This window comes from Campylobacter sp. IFREMER_LSEM_CL2101 (genome assembly GCF_025771825.1).
In the GTDB taxonomy this organism is placed as follows: domain Bacteria; phylum Campylobacterota; class Campylobacteria; order Campylobacterales; family Campylobacteraceae; genus Campylobacter_D; species Campylobacter_D lari_C.
In genome coordinates this window covers 55,215-70,792 of record NZ_JAKMQZ010000004.1, presented here as the reverse complement: position 1 = coordinate 70,792, position 15,578 = coordinate 55,215, and the positions used below count along the sequence as shown (strand labels likewise).

General features: G+C 27.4%; 12 protein-coding genes and 1 pseudogene. 8 read left to right on the top strand and 5 right to left on the bottom strand.

Going from position 1 to position 15,578, the window contains the following annotated elements; all coding sequences use genetic code 11:
• Positions 1 to 3 precede the first annotated feature (3 nt).
• Genes L8V88_RS03680 through L8V88_RS03670 form a run of 3 tightly spaced genes read left to right on the top strand, consistent with a single transcriptional unit; the run spans position 4 to position 4,131 of the window.
• Positions 4 to 1,005 carry a glycosyltransferase family 10 domain-containing protein gene (locus tag L8V88_RS03680; protein ID WP_263726858.1) on the top strand — a complete coding sequence of 334 codons (1,002 nt, stop codon included), beginning with the start codon at positions 4 to 6 and terminating at the stop codon, positions 1,003 to 1,005.
• Positions 1,002 to 2,912: a hypothetical protein gene (locus L8V88_RS03675; RefSeq protein WP_263726857.1), complete on the top strand. Its 1,911-nt coding sequence runs from the start codon at positions 1,002 to 1,004 to the stop codon at positions 2,910 to 2,912. Before L8V88_RS03680 ends, L8V88_RS03675 begins: the two co-directional genes overlap by 4 nt.
• A gap of 10 nt (positions 2,913 to 2,922) precedes the next feature.
• Complete coding sequence (locus L8V88_RS03670; RefSeq protein WP_263726855.1) at positions 2,923 to 4,131, top strand: glycosyltransferase family 2 protein; 1,209 nt, start codon at positions 2,923 to 2,925, stop codon at positions 4,129 to 4,131.
• Here L8V88_RS03670 and L8V88_RS03665 read toward each other — a convergent pair.
• The gene (locus tag L8V88_RS03665; RefSeq protein ID WP_263726852.1) at positions 4,111 to 5,280 is read right to left on the bottom strand and encodes a glycosyltransferase family 2 protein; all 1,170 of its coding nucleotides are present in this window, start codon (positions 5,278 to 5,280) and stop codon (positions 4,111 to 4,113) included. The genes L8V88_RS03670 and L8V88_RS03665 overlap by 21 nt on opposite strands.
• Positions 5,281 to 5,337: 57 nt before the next feature.
• Here L8V88_RS03665 and L8V88_RS03660 point away from each other — a divergent pair, with 57 nt between their 5' ends.
• The gene (locus L8V88_RS03660) at positions 5,338 to 6,333 is read left to right on the top strand and encodes a capsular polysaccharide synthesis protein (RefSeq protein ID WP_263726851.1); all 996 of its coding nucleotides are present in this window, start codon (positions 5,338 to 5,340) and stop codon (positions 6,331 to 6,333) included.
• Here the strand turns inward: L8V88_RS03660 and L8V88_RS03655 are convergent.
• The 4 genes and pseudogenes from L8V88_RS03655 to waaC all read right to left on the bottom strand — a co-directional run bounded on the left by L8V88_RS03655 (position 6,317) and on the right by waaC (position 10,938).
• Positions 6,317 to 7,490 (bottom strand): annotated as a pseudogene (locus L8V88_RS03655) (glycosyltransferase family 2 protein). The gene L8V88_RS03660 and the pseudogene L8V88_RS03655 overlap by 17 nt on opposite strands.
• A 3-nt stretch (positions 7,491 to 7,493) precedes the next feature.
• Positions 7,494 to 9,041, bottom strand: a complete 1,548-nt coding sequence (locus tag L8V88_RS03650) for a glycosyltransferase family 2 protein (RefSeq protein WP_263726849.1) — start codon at positions 9,039 to 9,041, stop codon at positions 7,494 to 7,496.
• 8 nt (positions 9,042 to 9,049) lie between these two features.
• Positions 9,050 to 9,922, bottom strand: coding sequence for a lipid A biosynthesis lauroyl acyltransferase (locus tag L8V88_RS03645; RefSeq protein WP_263726848.1), 873 nt, complete (start codon positions 9,920 to 9,922; stop codon positions 9,050 to 9,052).
• The gene (gene waaC / locus L8V88_RS03640; RefSeq protein ID WP_263726846.1) at positions 9,919 to 10,938 is read right to left on the bottom strand and encodes a lipopolysaccharide heptosyltransferase I; all 1,020 of its coding nucleotides are present in this window, start codon (positions 10,936 to 10,938) and stop codon (positions 9,919 to 9,921) included. Before waaC ends, L8V88_RS03645 begins: the two co-directional genes overlap by 4 nt.
• Positions 10,939 to 11,004: 66 nt before the next feature.
• Between waaC and L8V88_RS03635 the strand changes: the two genes are divergently transcribed.
• The 4 genes from L8V88_RS03635 to L8V88_RS03620 are packed head-to-tail and all read left to right on the top strand — an operon-like array spanning position 11,005 to position 15,578.
• Positions 11,005 to 11,784: a 3'-5' exonuclease gene (locus L8V88_RS03635; RefSeq protein WP_220567218.1), complete on the top strand. Its 780-nt coding sequence runs from the start codon at positions 11,005 to 11,007 to the stop codon at positions 11,782 to 11,784.
• 58 nt (positions 11,785 to 11,842) lie between these two features.
• The gene (galE, locus tag L8V88_RS03630) at positions 11,843 to 12,829 is read left to right on the top strand and encodes a UDP-glucose 4-epimerase GalE (RefSeq protein WP_012661952.1); all 987 of its coding nucleotides are present in this window, start codon (positions 11,843 to 11,845) and stop codon (positions 12,827 to 12,829) included.
• Positions 12,823 to 14,517: an ABC transporter ATP-binding protein gene (locus L8V88_RS03625; protein WP_263726844.1), complete on the top strand. Its 1,695-nt coding sequence runs from the start codon at positions 12,823 to 12,825 to the stop codon at positions 14,515 to 14,517. The genes galE and L8V88_RS03625 overlap by 7 nt, the downstream gene beginning before the upstream one ends.
• Positions 14,514 to 15,578, top strand: a complete 1,065-nt coding sequence (locus tag L8V88_RS03620) for a glycosyltransferase (RefSeq protein ID WP_263726842.1) — start codon at positions 14,514 to 14,516, stop codon at positions 15,576 to 15,578. The genes L8V88_RS03625 and L8V88_RS03620 overlap by 4 nt, the downstream gene beginning before the upstream one ends.

Here is a 15,578-nt window from a genome sequence, read left to right as displayed (position 1 = left end):
ATTTTGCAAGAGATAAAAATAAAATTCGTTGATTGGTGGGGTGGAGAAGAATCAGTTAAAAATTCTTTTATTGTTAAATACTTAGAAACAAAATACAAGATAATCTTTTGTGAAAATCCTGATTATTTATTTTTTTCTACTTTTGGGAAAAATCATGCAAAGTACAATCATTGTATAAAAATTGCTGTATTTTTAGAAAATACAAATATAGATTATAATTTTACAGATTACAGCATAGGTAATGACAATCTATATCTTGCGGATCGACATCTTAAACTTAATTCTTTCATAATCAACGCAAATAACAATATTACTAAACACAATAAGTCTATAGACTTTGAAAGAAAAAATAGCAAATTCAGAAAAAAATTTTGTTCGTTTTTAGTTAGCAATGGAAACTGCAATCAATACTCACCAAGAGATGAAATTTTTGAAAAATTATGCTTATATAAAAAAGTTGATTCTGGTGGAAAATTCAAAAATAATATAAACTATCAGGTTTTAGATAAACATCAATGGTTATTAGATTACAAGTTTAATCTATGTTGTGAAAATTCTAGTTATCCAGGATATTTAACAGAAAAACTTTTTGATGCGTTTTTTGCTGGTTGCATACCTATATACTGGGGAGATCCTAGCTTAAATAGCAATATAAATCAAGACTTTACTCTAAACCCAAAGGCATATATCAATGCTCATGATTTTAACTCTATTGAAGATATGATAAATGAAATAAAAAAAATCGACAATGATAATATAATTTATAAGAAAATACTAAAAGAACCTATTTTTTTAAATGATTTTGATATCACTAGCTTCTATACACAAAAATTAGAATCGTTTTTAGATAATATATTTTCTCAAGAAAAAAAATATGCCTATAGAAGACCAAATTCTCAAGCAGCAAAAAGCTACACTGACATCATATACAATGCTCAAAAGGTAAATTATCTACGCCATCCAAAAAAACTTTTCAAGAAAATGATATTGTGGAATAAACAATGAACTCTAACCCATCATTGATTGATATAACAAAAAACGATGATCTGATAAATATACAACAAAACAAAGAATGGTTGAATATTACTTTCAAAAATATCTTTCCAATTTATATGATAAAAACAAATATAAGCGATATAAACTCTATACTATATCTTTCTAACGAATCTCAGTGGAAAATATTTCCGAAAAATATCATAGTCAATCAAAATAGTGAAAATTATTTATTGCTAAAAGAAGCTTTTATAATTAATGCATTAAAAATCAAGACAAATCCTTCAAATATAAAAATTTATATTAAAAAGCATACTAATATTTTTTTAGCATCATTAGGGGGGGGGTGGGGAGATAGAATACTAGCCTTACTTAATGCTATGTATTTATCAAAACACACAGGATTTAAATTCGGTTACGCTTGGAAAAAATTACATATTGATAATTTTATAAACATTGAAGATGAATACTATGTTTTTTCAAAAAAATTTATACAAAATTTCTCATACACGCAAAATAGTAATATCAAAATAAATTATAGCAATACCCCTAACTATAATCAGTATAATAGCTACAATAATACAAAATCTATATTTTCATGCTACTATACAAATCATTGGACTTTTTGTAAAAAGAGTACTTTTTTAAAAGAAGGTAAAAAAATATTTTCGCAAATTGAATTTTCTTCACATATTAACGATATTATAAAACAAAGCAAAAATACTTTTAAAGTAAATTTTAACAAGAAAAAAGTTATTGCTATTCATATTAGAAGCGGCGATATTATCTTTGGGGAAAGAAGATCTGAATGGTTCTATTTTCACGAAGAAAAATCAATGCCCATTGAAATAGCTTTATATCTCATTCAAAAAAATAAAAACAATACTATAATTTTATTTGGTGAAGATGAATCATCTTTAAAAAAGATAATACTCTATTACCAAACTAATTCTAATATCAAAATTTATCTAGCCAAAGATTTTATACCTAAAAATCTCCATAATAAAACCGATATTGATATTTTTGAAATAATTTTTATGTCAAATTGTAAAAAAATTTATTCTTTTTCTGGTTTTGCACGTTTGGCTAGCATCATAGGAAATCAAAAAGAACCTATCGCTTGGTCTAAACTTTTTAATTATCATAAGAAATTTGAAATATTAAATAATTTTAACAGTATTATCGATACCGATCCTCTCTACAAATCATTCTATTTATTTAATCTATTTATATTTGCAAAAAATATTAACAAACCAGATCTTTTTTTAATAAAAATTCTTGATCAAGCTTTAAAGTTCGACCAAAATAATATCTTATTGAAACTGATACTTATAAAATACAATATGCGCGACAAAAACTTTAAAAATGCTGAAAACATATCTTTAGAGATTAAATCACAAAAAGAACAAATTATCAAAATTTACAAACTATGGAAAGAAAAAAATATTTTTTTAGAAGATGATATGGACTACAACATACTTCAAATATATCCTAATTTAAGTTATATTATTTTACTACGAGATTTAACACATGAATATATACATAACTTAGATTTCTTTAACAATAATTTTGCTTTAAATAAAAACTTTATAGAAGAATATAACCAACTTGAAAAAATTAAAGATAAATATAGAAAGAATTTATACACCATAAAAAAAAGTCTGTACTATAAAATAGGCAATAAAATTTTAAATGAAAAAAATATCATAAAAAAAGTAAAAATATTTTTAGCGTTATATCATAAGATTAAAAATAGTAATTATTTAAACAGCATCCAAGAATGCGGTACAAATCCTCTTCTAAGCAAAAAGGAAGCTTTTGCTTATACATTAGGAAAGGAAATTTTTGCTATCAATCATAAATCATTTTCTAAAAAAGTTAAAACAATAAAACTTATGTTAAAATGTCATAAATTTTAAAGGATAAATCGTGTTTGATTATCAAGTTTCCATCATCATACCAATTTACAATATAGCACCATACTTAAAAGAATGTCTAGATAGCGTTATCAATCAAAGCTATAAACATTTAGATATTGTTTTAGTAGATGATGGAAGTGATGATGGAAGCTTAGATATAGCTTTAGAATATCTCAATAAAGATGAAAGAATATTTTTAATCTCTAAGGAAAACGGAGGATTAAGTTCGGCAAGAAATATGGGATTAGAATTTATAAAAGGAACTAAACTTAGAAGCTTTTTTGAAGATGAGAAAGAACAAGATATAATCTCTTTTACCTCAACTCATACCTTTGACAAAAATACAAAAACAATTAACAAAGAAACTATAAAATCAAATTTTATACCTATTCAAAAAAGATACATAAAAACAAATATAGAAAATATAAATGATTTATTAGTGCAAGAGCTACCAAATTCTATAATTCACTTTTTAGATTCAGATGATTATTTTTTAAATGATTGTATAGAGCTTTGCGTGAAAGAAATGATTGAAAAAGATTTGGATATTTGTGCGCATGGGTTTGAAGAATATCATGAAGAAAATTCTTGTTTTTTAAAAAAACCACCAACAGATCTAATGCAAAAAAGTAAAAAAATATTTTTTAATACCGGTATAGAACTATTGCAAGAAAATAACTTTTTTCAGTTTTATTTTGCTTGGCAAGGAACTTTTAAGGCTAAAATTTTAAATCAATATAATCTTCGTTTCACTCATGGAATTTATCATGAAGATCATGATTTTGGAACTATATTGTTTTGCTTGGCTAAAAAAGTTTTTTATATCAATACAACCTTAATGATATATAGAATTAGAAAAGGCTCCATAACAAATATCCAAAATACCTTAATACCACAAAAATTACCTAAACATCTAGAGCCGCTAAAAGAACATTTTAGCGATTATAAAGAGCTTAGAGAATATTTTCACCTATACTGCCTACTAGTTATTTTTTTAAAAATACAAAAATTTGACAATCAAACCTATTTTTTAAAAAAATCATCAAAAAGTTATTTGTACTCTATAGCACAAAAGAAAATTACAAAAGATCCTCTAAAAATCCGTGAGAATCTATATAAGTACTTAAAATTTGTTAAATTATATAAACTATATTACATAATTAGATTATACATTAGACATCCAAAAAAAATAATCTCATTATTTAATAAAACTCGATAATAATCTAAATATTTTATATTGAATCTTTGATATCTTATAAGATTTTAAATCTTTAAGTTTTCTCTGAGCACACAGTGGGTCTTTGCTAAATTTTTTTATCTTAAATGCATTTTTTATATAAAAATATAAAATAGCTTTTTTTAAAAACAAAGAGATGGTTTTGTCTTGATAACTATTAATAAAATTAATTAGCTCTAAGGCTATCAACACCCAACTAGAATACCTAAAATACTCCTTTGCTAAAAATGCATCTCCATTAAAAGCATCTAATATATTTCTAAAATGAGGAAGTATGTTATCTTTAATGATTATCTTATCTTGATTTGTTGATGAATTTGTTCGAATTCTGTAATAATAAAATACTTTAGGATAAACATAAATACTCTTAGCTTGCGAAAAAAGCAAAATTCCAAATAAATGATCTTCAGCAAAAATACCATCTTTAAATTTTATCTTTTTATTTTTTATGTGGTTAAAATTTATCATACCCGAACAAACAAAAGAAAAATCTTTCATCTTGCTTCTTGCTAAATATCGCAACCATTCTAATGAAGTAATCTTTTTTTCTTGTTTTATATTAATGTCTTTTAGCCTGCTACTTTGACTTTGATTTTTACAAGATATTTCATAGTATTTTGCCTCATCAAACCACAACACATCTACCCCATCCATTCTAGGTACACATTCTTCTATGCAATTTAATTCCCAATAATCATCAGAATCTAAAAAGATAATATAATCTATAATAGGATAAGTAAAGCTAGTTAAATCTTGTTCATTATTAAAAGCTTTATAGCTTTTATATACAGTATATATTTCATAAGGATTATTACCTTCTATATTAAATTCTATTAAAGAATTTTCTTTTATAATTTGAGTTTTGTTTTTGAGTTTATATTCTCCACTAAAATATTCTATACCTACATTTCTTGCTGTACTTTGTCCACCATTTTTTTTATCAAAAAGAGTAATTCTTTTATCTTTTAGAGTGTATTCTTTTGCAATATTGAGTGAGTTTTCATCTGTACTACCATCATTTACTAGTATGATTTCTAAATTAGTATAAGTTTGATTGATTACACTATCTAAACATTCTTTTAGATATTTTTCTACATTGTATATGGGGATTACTACGCCTACGGTTTTCATATATACATAACCTTGATTATTTTTGATATTATATCAAAAAACTTTTTAGGAATATATATGCAAATACAACAAAATAACCCTTTATTTTATAATAATTTAACAAAAAAACTAAGCTCATTTATACCCATAAAATCAACAAGAAGAAAATTAAGAAATCATATCCAATATAAGTTAGAACACCCTAAAGTAGCTAGTTATCTTTCAAGTAACTATATCAATCCTTTTTTAGAAGGAAAAATTCCTCATTTTGATTTTGAAAAAAAACATCATTTTAAAAACGATAAAATCATTTGGCAGTTTTGGTACCAAGGTAAAAATCAAGCTTCACCTATGATACAACAATGTTTCAATTCAGTGCAAAGTCAAATGAAAGATGACTACACAATCATCATTTTAAATAAAGATAATATAAAAGATTACCTTGATTTTCCACCATTTGTTATAGAAAAATTAGAAAATAATTTTTTTGGAGAAAAAACTATAACTTTTTTTTCAGATCTTTTAAGAGTATGCTTGCTTGCAACTTATGGTGGTATATGGTGTGATGCAAGTATATTTTTAAGCTCTAAAATTCCTAGTGAACTTTGTAATAAAGATTTTTTTGCCTTTGAAAGATCAAAAACAAAACCTTGCAAAGAAAAATTGAATAAATTTATCAAAAGTGGATATTTTTCTTATGGATACTTTAACTGGAATGATGATTTTAAAGTTAAAATGCTAAGTAGTTTTATGATAGCCAAAGCAAGCAATACTTTTATTCAAACTCTAAAAGATATTTTAATGAATTATTGGAAAAATGAGCAATCAAATGGAAATCACTATTATTTTGTACTACATATCATATTTGAACTTTTAAAAGAACATGGCTTTATAAATGATACTTATAAAAACATGAGCGATATAGAATGCCATTTATTACAATTTAGCGCCAAAGAAAAATTTAATCCAACTCTTTGGGAAGATATTCAAAAACAAAGTTTTTTACACAAACTCACGCATTTTAAATCTATAAAAAAAGATTCAATGATAGATAAAATCATCTTGCAAAGTTGATTTTATCTAAAAATACCCTTTATTTTTTGCCAAATTTTCCAAAGATCATAAGGGATTTTTGTCTGGATAAAAGGTTTAATTATAGGTAATTTTTCCTTTAAATTTAAAGGATCTTTTTTAAATTTTTTAATCATCAAAGCCTTTTTTACATAAAAAGGCAAAAAGGTTTCCTTTATAGCTTGAGAATTTTCATTTTTTTGATCTTTAAAAAATTCTATCAACTCTAAAGCTGTTATCATCCTACTTACTGCTTTTAAATAGTTTTTTGCCTCTTTAGCATTTTCTCCAAAAAATTCATACAAGTCTTTAAAATACTCTGACACATTTGCCTTCGTAATTTTCTTATCATGATTTGATATACTATTTGCTCTCAAACGGCACAAATACAATCTTTTTGGCAAAATATAGATACTATCAGCACTCGCAAATAAAATCATACCAAAATGAATATCTTCATTGATGATTTTGTTAATAAATTTAAGTTTTAATTGTTTTAAAAATGAAAAATCTATCATACCACCCCAGCTAAACGAGATATCCCTCGAACCTACTTTTATAGCTTGCTTAGCATAGTCTCTTGGAGTGATAGTGCATTCTTGAGTAAAATTAAATACATTCATCCTTGTTTTTTGACCCTTATCTTCTATACTATCATCATAAATACAAGCATGATCAAACCACAACACATCTACATTTTGCATTCTCGCAACGCACTCTTCTATGCAGTTTAACTCCCAATAATTATCAGAATCTAAAAAGATAATATAATCAATCTTTGGAATTTCTAATTTATCATCAATTAAAGTATTTTTGTACTTATAAATTTTATAAATATTTTGTGGATTATTGCCAACAATCTTAAAAATATTTAATTCATTTTCTTTTTCAATATATTGTGTTTTATATTCACCATAAAAAAATTCTATACCTACATTTCTAGCACTACTTAAACCACCATTTTTTTTATCAAAAAGAGTTATTCTTTTATCTTTTAGAGTGTATTCTTTTGCAATATTGAGTGAGTTTTCATCTGTACTACCATCATTTACAAGTATGATTTCTAAGTTTGTATAGGTTTGATTGATTACACTATCTAAACATTCTTTTAGATATTTTTCTACATTGTATATAGGGATTACTACACCTACTTTTTTCATACTTTATCTCCAAGTTGTTTTTTCATTTTTTATAGTTTCAAGATAAATTTGGTGATTGATTTCGAGCATATTTTTGCTATTTTCTTCATGGTAAATATGATAAGCTAGGGCATTAAATTTAAGTCTTTTAAACACTCCATTATTAAATAAAAATCTAGCTACAAACTCACTATCTTCCCTGCCCCAGCCTATAAATTTTTCATTAAATCCCTCAATGGCTTCAAAATCACTTTTATAAAAACTCATATTGCAAGTTTTACTACCTTTAACAAGTTGTGATTTTTTAAAAAAATTCTTAGTTAGTTTTGAAAATTTATAAACACATTTAGCTAAAAAAATATTTCTATGATTTTTAAAACCTTTTTTATCAAATGCCAAACTAAAATCATTTTTTCTTAAAAGTTCTTTGCTTTCTTTTTCATTTAAAATAGTTCTTGAGCCTTGCAAAATAGTCTTTAAGCTAGCAAATTTTAAATGATCATTAATGAAGTTTTTTTCTAAAATCATATCCCCATCGATTAAAACAATATATTCACTATTTGAAGCATTAATTGCCTTATTGCGGCTTGCCGCGGCACGAAACCCCTCATCTTCTTGCCAAATATGCTCTAACTTGCAAGGAAAATCTTTTTGATAAGCTTGTATAAGTTTAGCTGTATCTTCCCTGCTTCCATCATCAGCTATTAAAACCTCATCTGGTAAAGGTTCTAAGTTTTTAACACTATCAAGCACCAAAGCAAGTCTTTCTTTTTGATTATAGGTTGTGATAATCAAAGCACAAGTTTTTGGCTTTTGCTTTTTAAGTTCATACAATTTCATATATTTAAAAAAAGCTCCAAGGCCATTGCAAGTACTTATGATAAAGCCTTTATAACCATAAAAAATTCCCTTTTTTAAAATATAGTTTCTAAAAAAAGTCCAAATTCCTCTTAGCAATGCCTTGCAAACACTACTTTCTTTGTGTAAATTTTGTAAAGCCCAAAGCTTAGAATATTTTTGAAGCTTATCTAACAAACTATCGATATCATCAAATGCAAAATGCCTCAAACCATTTTGCAACTTAATCTTTTTACTTTCTTCATGTAAAATCAAACTCTCATGCACCAAATTTTCATTAAAACTAGTATGGGTTTTATTAAACACCCGCATTACATAATCAGGCCACCACCCACAAGCTTTAATCCACTCTCCATTGTATAAATTTTCTCTTGGCAAAGCTATGATATCTTCTTTATTAGGCTCGATTTTCCTTAGCTCTTGTAAAAATTCTTTCTTAGCAAGTTCATCTGCGTCAATATTAAAAATCCAATCATTACTAGCATAACTTATGGCTAAATTTTTCAAAGGTCCAAAACCTATAAATTTATGCTGATAAATCTTGATATTTTTATAACTTTTACTAAACTCATAAGCAATTTTTAAAGTATCATCATTACTATCATTTTCTATTAAAACGATCTCGCCAAATTCTTGCAAAGATTCCAAACAAGCCTTTAAAGTTTTTTGAGCATTTTTAACAATCATTATCACACTAATTTGCTTTAAATCCATTTTATACCCTATAAATATAATTCATGATTGTATCTTTTAAATCTCTTATGAAAGAAAAAATACTCATCAGGTTTAAATTTAATCATCTCTTCACAACACTTTGCTTGATACTTAGTAAGCTCTTCTATGCTTGCCTTACTTGCGTCTAAAGCCTTAAAAGTTTTTACAAAAAATTTCTCATCTTTTTGATACACAAAACAAGGTAAAATCATAGCATTTGTTTTTTTTGCAAGCACACTCGCACCTGCTATAAAATTTACTTCTTGGTTAAAATATTGTATTTTTACACTTTCACTATCCACTGCATCTTGATCGGTTAAAATTCCAAGCGATCTGCCTTCTTTTAAGGCTTTTAGCATTTTTTTAAGACCACCCTTTTTTTCTATAAGCTCTATGTTAAACTGCGTGCGATTTTTACTTAAAATTTTATCCATTATCACGCTATCAAGCGCTCTTCCAACTATGGAAATTCCTTGAAACTTAGCCCCAAAAGATAAAGCCAAAAGCTCCCAGTTACCATAATGAGCCGTAGTTACAATCAAGGGTCTTTTACTTTGCATTATATTTAAAATTTGCTCCTCATTATCAAAGCAAATTTTATTGATGATTTCTTTTTTGCTTGCGTTTTGATTTTTGATAAAATCAATCCCAAATTTAGCAAAATTTTTATAGATATTAAGACTAGTTTCATCACGCCATTTTTGATCTTTTTCAGGAAAGCAAATTTTTAAGTTTGTGTCAATGATTTTGCGGTGTTTGCGATTAAGCCTATAAGTGATCAAAGCAACCAAATTTGCAAAAGAACTTAAAAGCTTTGAAGGTAAAATCTTCACAAGAGCTTTTAGTGTATAAAAAAGGCTTAGATATACATAATTTATCATTTTTTTAAAAGCTCACAAGCAAGTTTAAAAATATCTTTTTCATCGATATTTTGTATGCAAAAATCACTCTTATCTATATGCTTTGAATGCAGTATTTTTTTACCTGCATTGATTGTTTTGTTGATATTTGTTTCATAAGCATTTCTTTGACTAGGAGTAGCACCAAAAATCGTTATAGAAGGCTTGTTTAGTGCAAAGGCTAAATGAGTAGGCCCACTATCATTTCCGATAATCAAATCACTTGCCTTGGTTAAAGCACAAAGCTCACTTAAGCTTAATTTTGGCGCAAGTTCTATTTTTAAATGTTTTAAATTTAAAACTATATCTTTAGCAAAATTAAACTCATTAACATTGCCCCAACCAAGCATGATTTTTGCACTAGTAAAATACTCTAAAAGCATTCTACAAAGTAGTATCAAACGCTCTTTTGAGTAAATTTTATTAGGCATAGATGAGCCTACATGTATGAGTATATTTGGCGCACTTTCACTTAAAGAAAGTCTTTGCTCTAGCTCTTCTTTTAACTCATCATCTACGCTAAAACAACTTTGTTTTAACTCTATGTCACTATGATCAAAATGCTCATTTAGCACATAAGCTACCAAAGAAAGATTACGCACGATAATATTTTCTTCATAATTACACGCAAATTTATGCGTATAAAAATTGCTCGCAAAGCCCTCTTTGATACTTTCTTGATCAAAACCAAAAGTATTAGCACATAAAAATTTACTCACCAAAGCAGATTTAATCAAACCTTGCAAGTCAATCACAACATCATATTTATTTTGCCTAGCTTCAAAAAGCATAGCAAAAACTTCTTTGAATTTTCTATCTTTTAAAGGCAGGGCATACACTTCATTGATCATTGGATGATCTTGCAATAATCCTGCAAATCTTGCATCTACAAACCAATCAATACTCGCCTTAGGATAATGCTTTTTAATAAATTGCAAAACAATTACCGCATGGATGATATCTCCAAGTGCGGATAACTTAACCAAACCTATTTTCATATGCTACTTTATTTTTAAATTTTCTGTTATGATTTTAACAAAGATTTTTTTAAAAAAAGGTTTATCATGCAAGAATATATTTGCGTTTTTGATTGTGAGAGCATTCCTGATGTAGAATTGATAAAACATCTTTATGATTTTAATGGCGATGATTTAAGCATTAGCAAGCAAGCTTTAGAAAGACAAAAAGAAGAAAGCGGAAGCGAATTTTTACCCCTGCCTTTTCATAAAGTTGTAAGCATTTGTGCAGTGATTGCAGATAAATTTGGAAATTTCATCAAAGTCAATAAAATCAAAGGCGAAAATGAAAAGCAAATGCTAGAAGAGTTTTTTAACTTCATAGATAAACACCAACCCCGCCTTGTAAGTTTTAATGGTAAAAGCTATGACATGCCTTTGCTTGTTATAAGAGCATTAAAATACAATATCAACGCAAGTGCTTATTTAGACGCAAGCGATAAATGGAATAACTACAAAAGTAAATTTGTAGAAAATAAACATTGTGATTTATTAGAATCTTTAGGAAGTTTTGGTCAAAAAGGCTTAAGACTTGACACACTTTGTGCTATGGCAGGACTTCCTGGAAAATATGATGTGCATGGAAATGAAGTATTAGAACTTTTTTATCAAAATAAATTAGAAAAAATCCACGAATACTGTGAAAGCGATGTGTTAAACACCTATATGCTATTTTTAAAATACGAACTCATCAAAGCTAATTTAACCCAAGAAGATTATCTTAATATTTTAGAAAATTTCAAAGAAGAACTTTTGCAAAAACATAGTGATAAAAGCTATCAAAAGCCATTTTTAGAGGCTATAGAAAAAGAAAAGAGTAAGTTTTAAATTAATTAAGAAAAGTATATTAAAATAACTATTATTAAATATCACAAAAAGGATAAAAATGAAAATTTTAATCACCGGTGGCGCAGGATACATAGGCTCTCATACTTTAAAACAATTTTTAGAAACAAATCATGAAATTTGTGTATTAGATAATCTTTCAAAAGGTAGCAAAAAAAGTTTAGATGAACTTTCTAAAATCAGACCTTTTAAGTTTTTTGAGCAAGATTTAAGCGATTATGCTGGGATTAAAAAACTTTTCAAAGAAGAAAAATTTGATGCAATTGTGCATTTTGCAGCTAGTATTGAAGTTCCTGAAAGCATGGAAAATCCTTTAAAATACTATATGAACAATACCGCAAACACAAGTAATCTAATCCAAACTTGCTTAGAAACAGGTGTGAAAAAATTCATTTTTTCTTCAACCGCAGCTACTTATGGAGAGCCACAAACTCCTATCGTAGATGAGCAAAGTCCATTAGCACCGATTAATCCTTATGGACAAAGCAAGCTTATGAGTGAAAAAGTCTTACAAGATGCTAATATGGCTAATCCTGAATTTAAATACTGCATTTTAAGATACTTCAATGTAGCAGGTGCTTGTATGAGTTATCCTATAGGTCAACGCTATCCAAAAGCTACTTTACTTATCAAGGTTGCTGCTGAAGTAGCCACAGGAAAAAGAGAAAAACTTTATATTTTTGGCGATGATTATAACACCAAAGATGGTACTTGCATTAGAGATTTTATCCATGTTGATGATATTTCAAGTGCGCATTTAGCTGCTTTAGAATACCTAGAAAACAATGAAAGTAATATTTTCAATGTAGGCTATGGACATGGCTTTAGCGTAAAAGAAGTTATTGAAACCATGAAAAAAGTAAGCGGGGTGGATTTCACAGTAGAACTAGCACCAAAAAGAGCTGGGGATCCTTCTGTACTTATTTCAAATGCGGATAAAATCAAAACTCTAACCAACTGGAAACCAAAATATGATAATTTAGAATTAATCTGCAAAAGTGCTTATGAGTGGGAAAAACAGTGTTAAAAAAACTTTTTTTTATACTCAATGCTCATGATAAGAAATTTTTATTTACTTTACTAATTTTTTCTATTTTTATAGGATTTATAGAAAGCTTTGCTATTTCTTTAATCATGCCTTTTGTATCAGTAGCGAGTAATTTTGAGCTTTTAGAAAAAAGCTCCTATTTTCAACCTATATATGAGTATTTAAATTTACCAAGTTATAAGATTATTGCTTATTTTGGCTGTATATTAATCGCCTTTTATATTTTTAGAGCCTTTTTAAATGCCTTTTATTTTCATTTGCTTGCGCGTTTTTCTAAAGGGCGTTATCACAGCCTTGCTTGTCGTATTTTTGATAAATACTTACATCTTGAATATGAAAATTTTACTAATAAAAATCAATCAGAACTTTTAAAAACTATCACTCAAGAAGTATTTCATTTAAGTACTTTAATTAGTGCGTTTTTGCTTATGCTAAGTGAAAGCTTTGTGGTGTTTTTGCTTTATACTTTATTGCTAATTATCAACTATAAAATCACCCTAGCTCTAAGTGCTTTTTTACTTTTAAATGCTTTTATTTTGATCAAAATTCTTTCACCCTTGGTAAAAAAAGCTTCCATAGCTAGAGAAGAGGCGATGAAAAATTATTTTGAAATTTTAAATGCAAATTTAAACAATCTTAAAATCATCAAACTCAAAACCAAAGAACAAAGCACACAAAAGCTTTATGAACTTCAAAGTGGGCTTTTTGCCAAAGCTAACATTAGCAATGAAAGCATGTCAAGCATACCTAGAATTTACCTTGAATGTATAGGTTTTTGTATGCTTTGTTTTATTGTGGTGTATTTAGTTTTAAGATATGAAAGTGATATTTCATCTATCTTAGCAACTATTACTATTTTTGTGGTGGCTCTTTATAGGCTTATGCCAAGTGCTAATCGTATCATCACAAGTTATAATGAAATCACATATTATAAAAACTCTTTAGATATTATTTATAACATGCTCAATGAAAAAGAAGAAAAACTGGGTGATGAAAACATTGAATTTAAAGAAAAAATCGTTTTGAACAATCTTTTCTTTGCTTATAAGGGTAAGAAAAATTTATTTAAAAATTTAAATTTTGAGCTTAAGAAAAATGAAAAAATCGCTTTTATAGGTAAAAGCGGAAGTGGTAAAAGCACTTTAGTCGATCTTATTATAGGGCTTTTAAAACCAAGCGATGGAGCTATATTTGTAGATGGAATTAAGCTTGATGAGAGCAATATAAAAAGTTTTAGAAGTAAAATTGGCTACATACCTCAACAAATTTATCTTTTTAATGATTCTATTGCTAAAAATATTAGCTTTGGAGAAGAAATAGATGAAGCACTTTTGCATAAGGTAATCAAACAAGCTAATCTTGAAAGCTTTGTAAATTCACTTGAAGATGGAGTGCATACTAAGGTGGGTGATTCAGGTTCATTTTTAAGTGGGGGTCAAAGACAAAGAATAGCCATAGCAAGAGCACTTTACCAACAGCCTGAAATTTTAGTTTTAGATGAAGCAACTAGCGCTCTTGATCAAGAAAGTGAAGCAAAAATCATGGAAGAAATCTATAAAATTTCAAAAGACAAAACCCTCATCATCATAGCCCATAGACTTTCAACTATACAAGGTTGTGATAGAGTATTTGAAGTAAATCATGGGCATTTAAAGGAGCAAATATGAAAATCACTTTCATCATAGCTACTTTAAATTCAGGTGGTGCTGAAAGAGTATTGGTCACTTTAGCTAATGAGCTTTGCAAAAATCATGAAATAAATATTATTAAATTTCACAAAGAAGACTCTTTTTACAAGCTTGATCCAAAAATCAAACTTTTTACCCTAGAGCAGTTTGACTTTTCCACTCTTTATAATAAAATAGCCTCACGCATTAAAAAACTCAAAGCCTTAAAACAAGCACTTAAAGAGCATAAAAGCGATATTTTTATCTCATTTTTAGATACCACTAACATCGCTTGCATTTGGGCAAATAAAGGTTCTAATACACCTTTAATTATTAGCGAGCATAGCTCTTATACTTATTTGAAATCTAAAATTTGGAAGTTTTTACGCCGTATAAGTTTTCCTCATGCAAATGCTCTAACCGTGCTAAGTAATGATGATAAAAAATACTATGATAACTTTGTTAAAAAAGTTATCAATATGCCAAATCCTTGTCATTTTAGCCCCATTAAAGAAAATTTAGAAAAAGAAAATAATGTCATTTTCGTAGGCAGACTTGATCATAATAAAAATGCTTCTATGTTTTTAAAAGCCATAGCAAGACTAGATATAAATTTACAAAATCAATACAATTTTTTCATAGCAGGCGATGGAGAATTAAGACAAGATTTAGAGCAAGAAGCTAAGAATTTAAATATCAAAGTTAATTTTCTAGGTAAAGTTGAAAATATGCAAGAGCTTTATAAAAAAGCAAAAATAATCTGCCTTTGCTCTTTCATAGAAGGCTTACCAACGGTTTTACTTGAAAGTTTATATTATCAAGTAGCACGCATTAGCACTAAATACACAAGTGGCCATAAAGATTTAATTGATGATGGAAAAGATGGATTTTTAGTAGATTTAGATGATGAAAAGGCTTTAAGCGAAAAACTCGCCCTTTTAATGCAAGATGAAAATTTAAGAAAAACACTAGCGCTTAATGCACAGCAGCGATGCAAAGATTATGAAGTGGCCAATGTAGCACAAAAATGGCTTGATTTGATCAAAGAAGTAAGGGTTTAA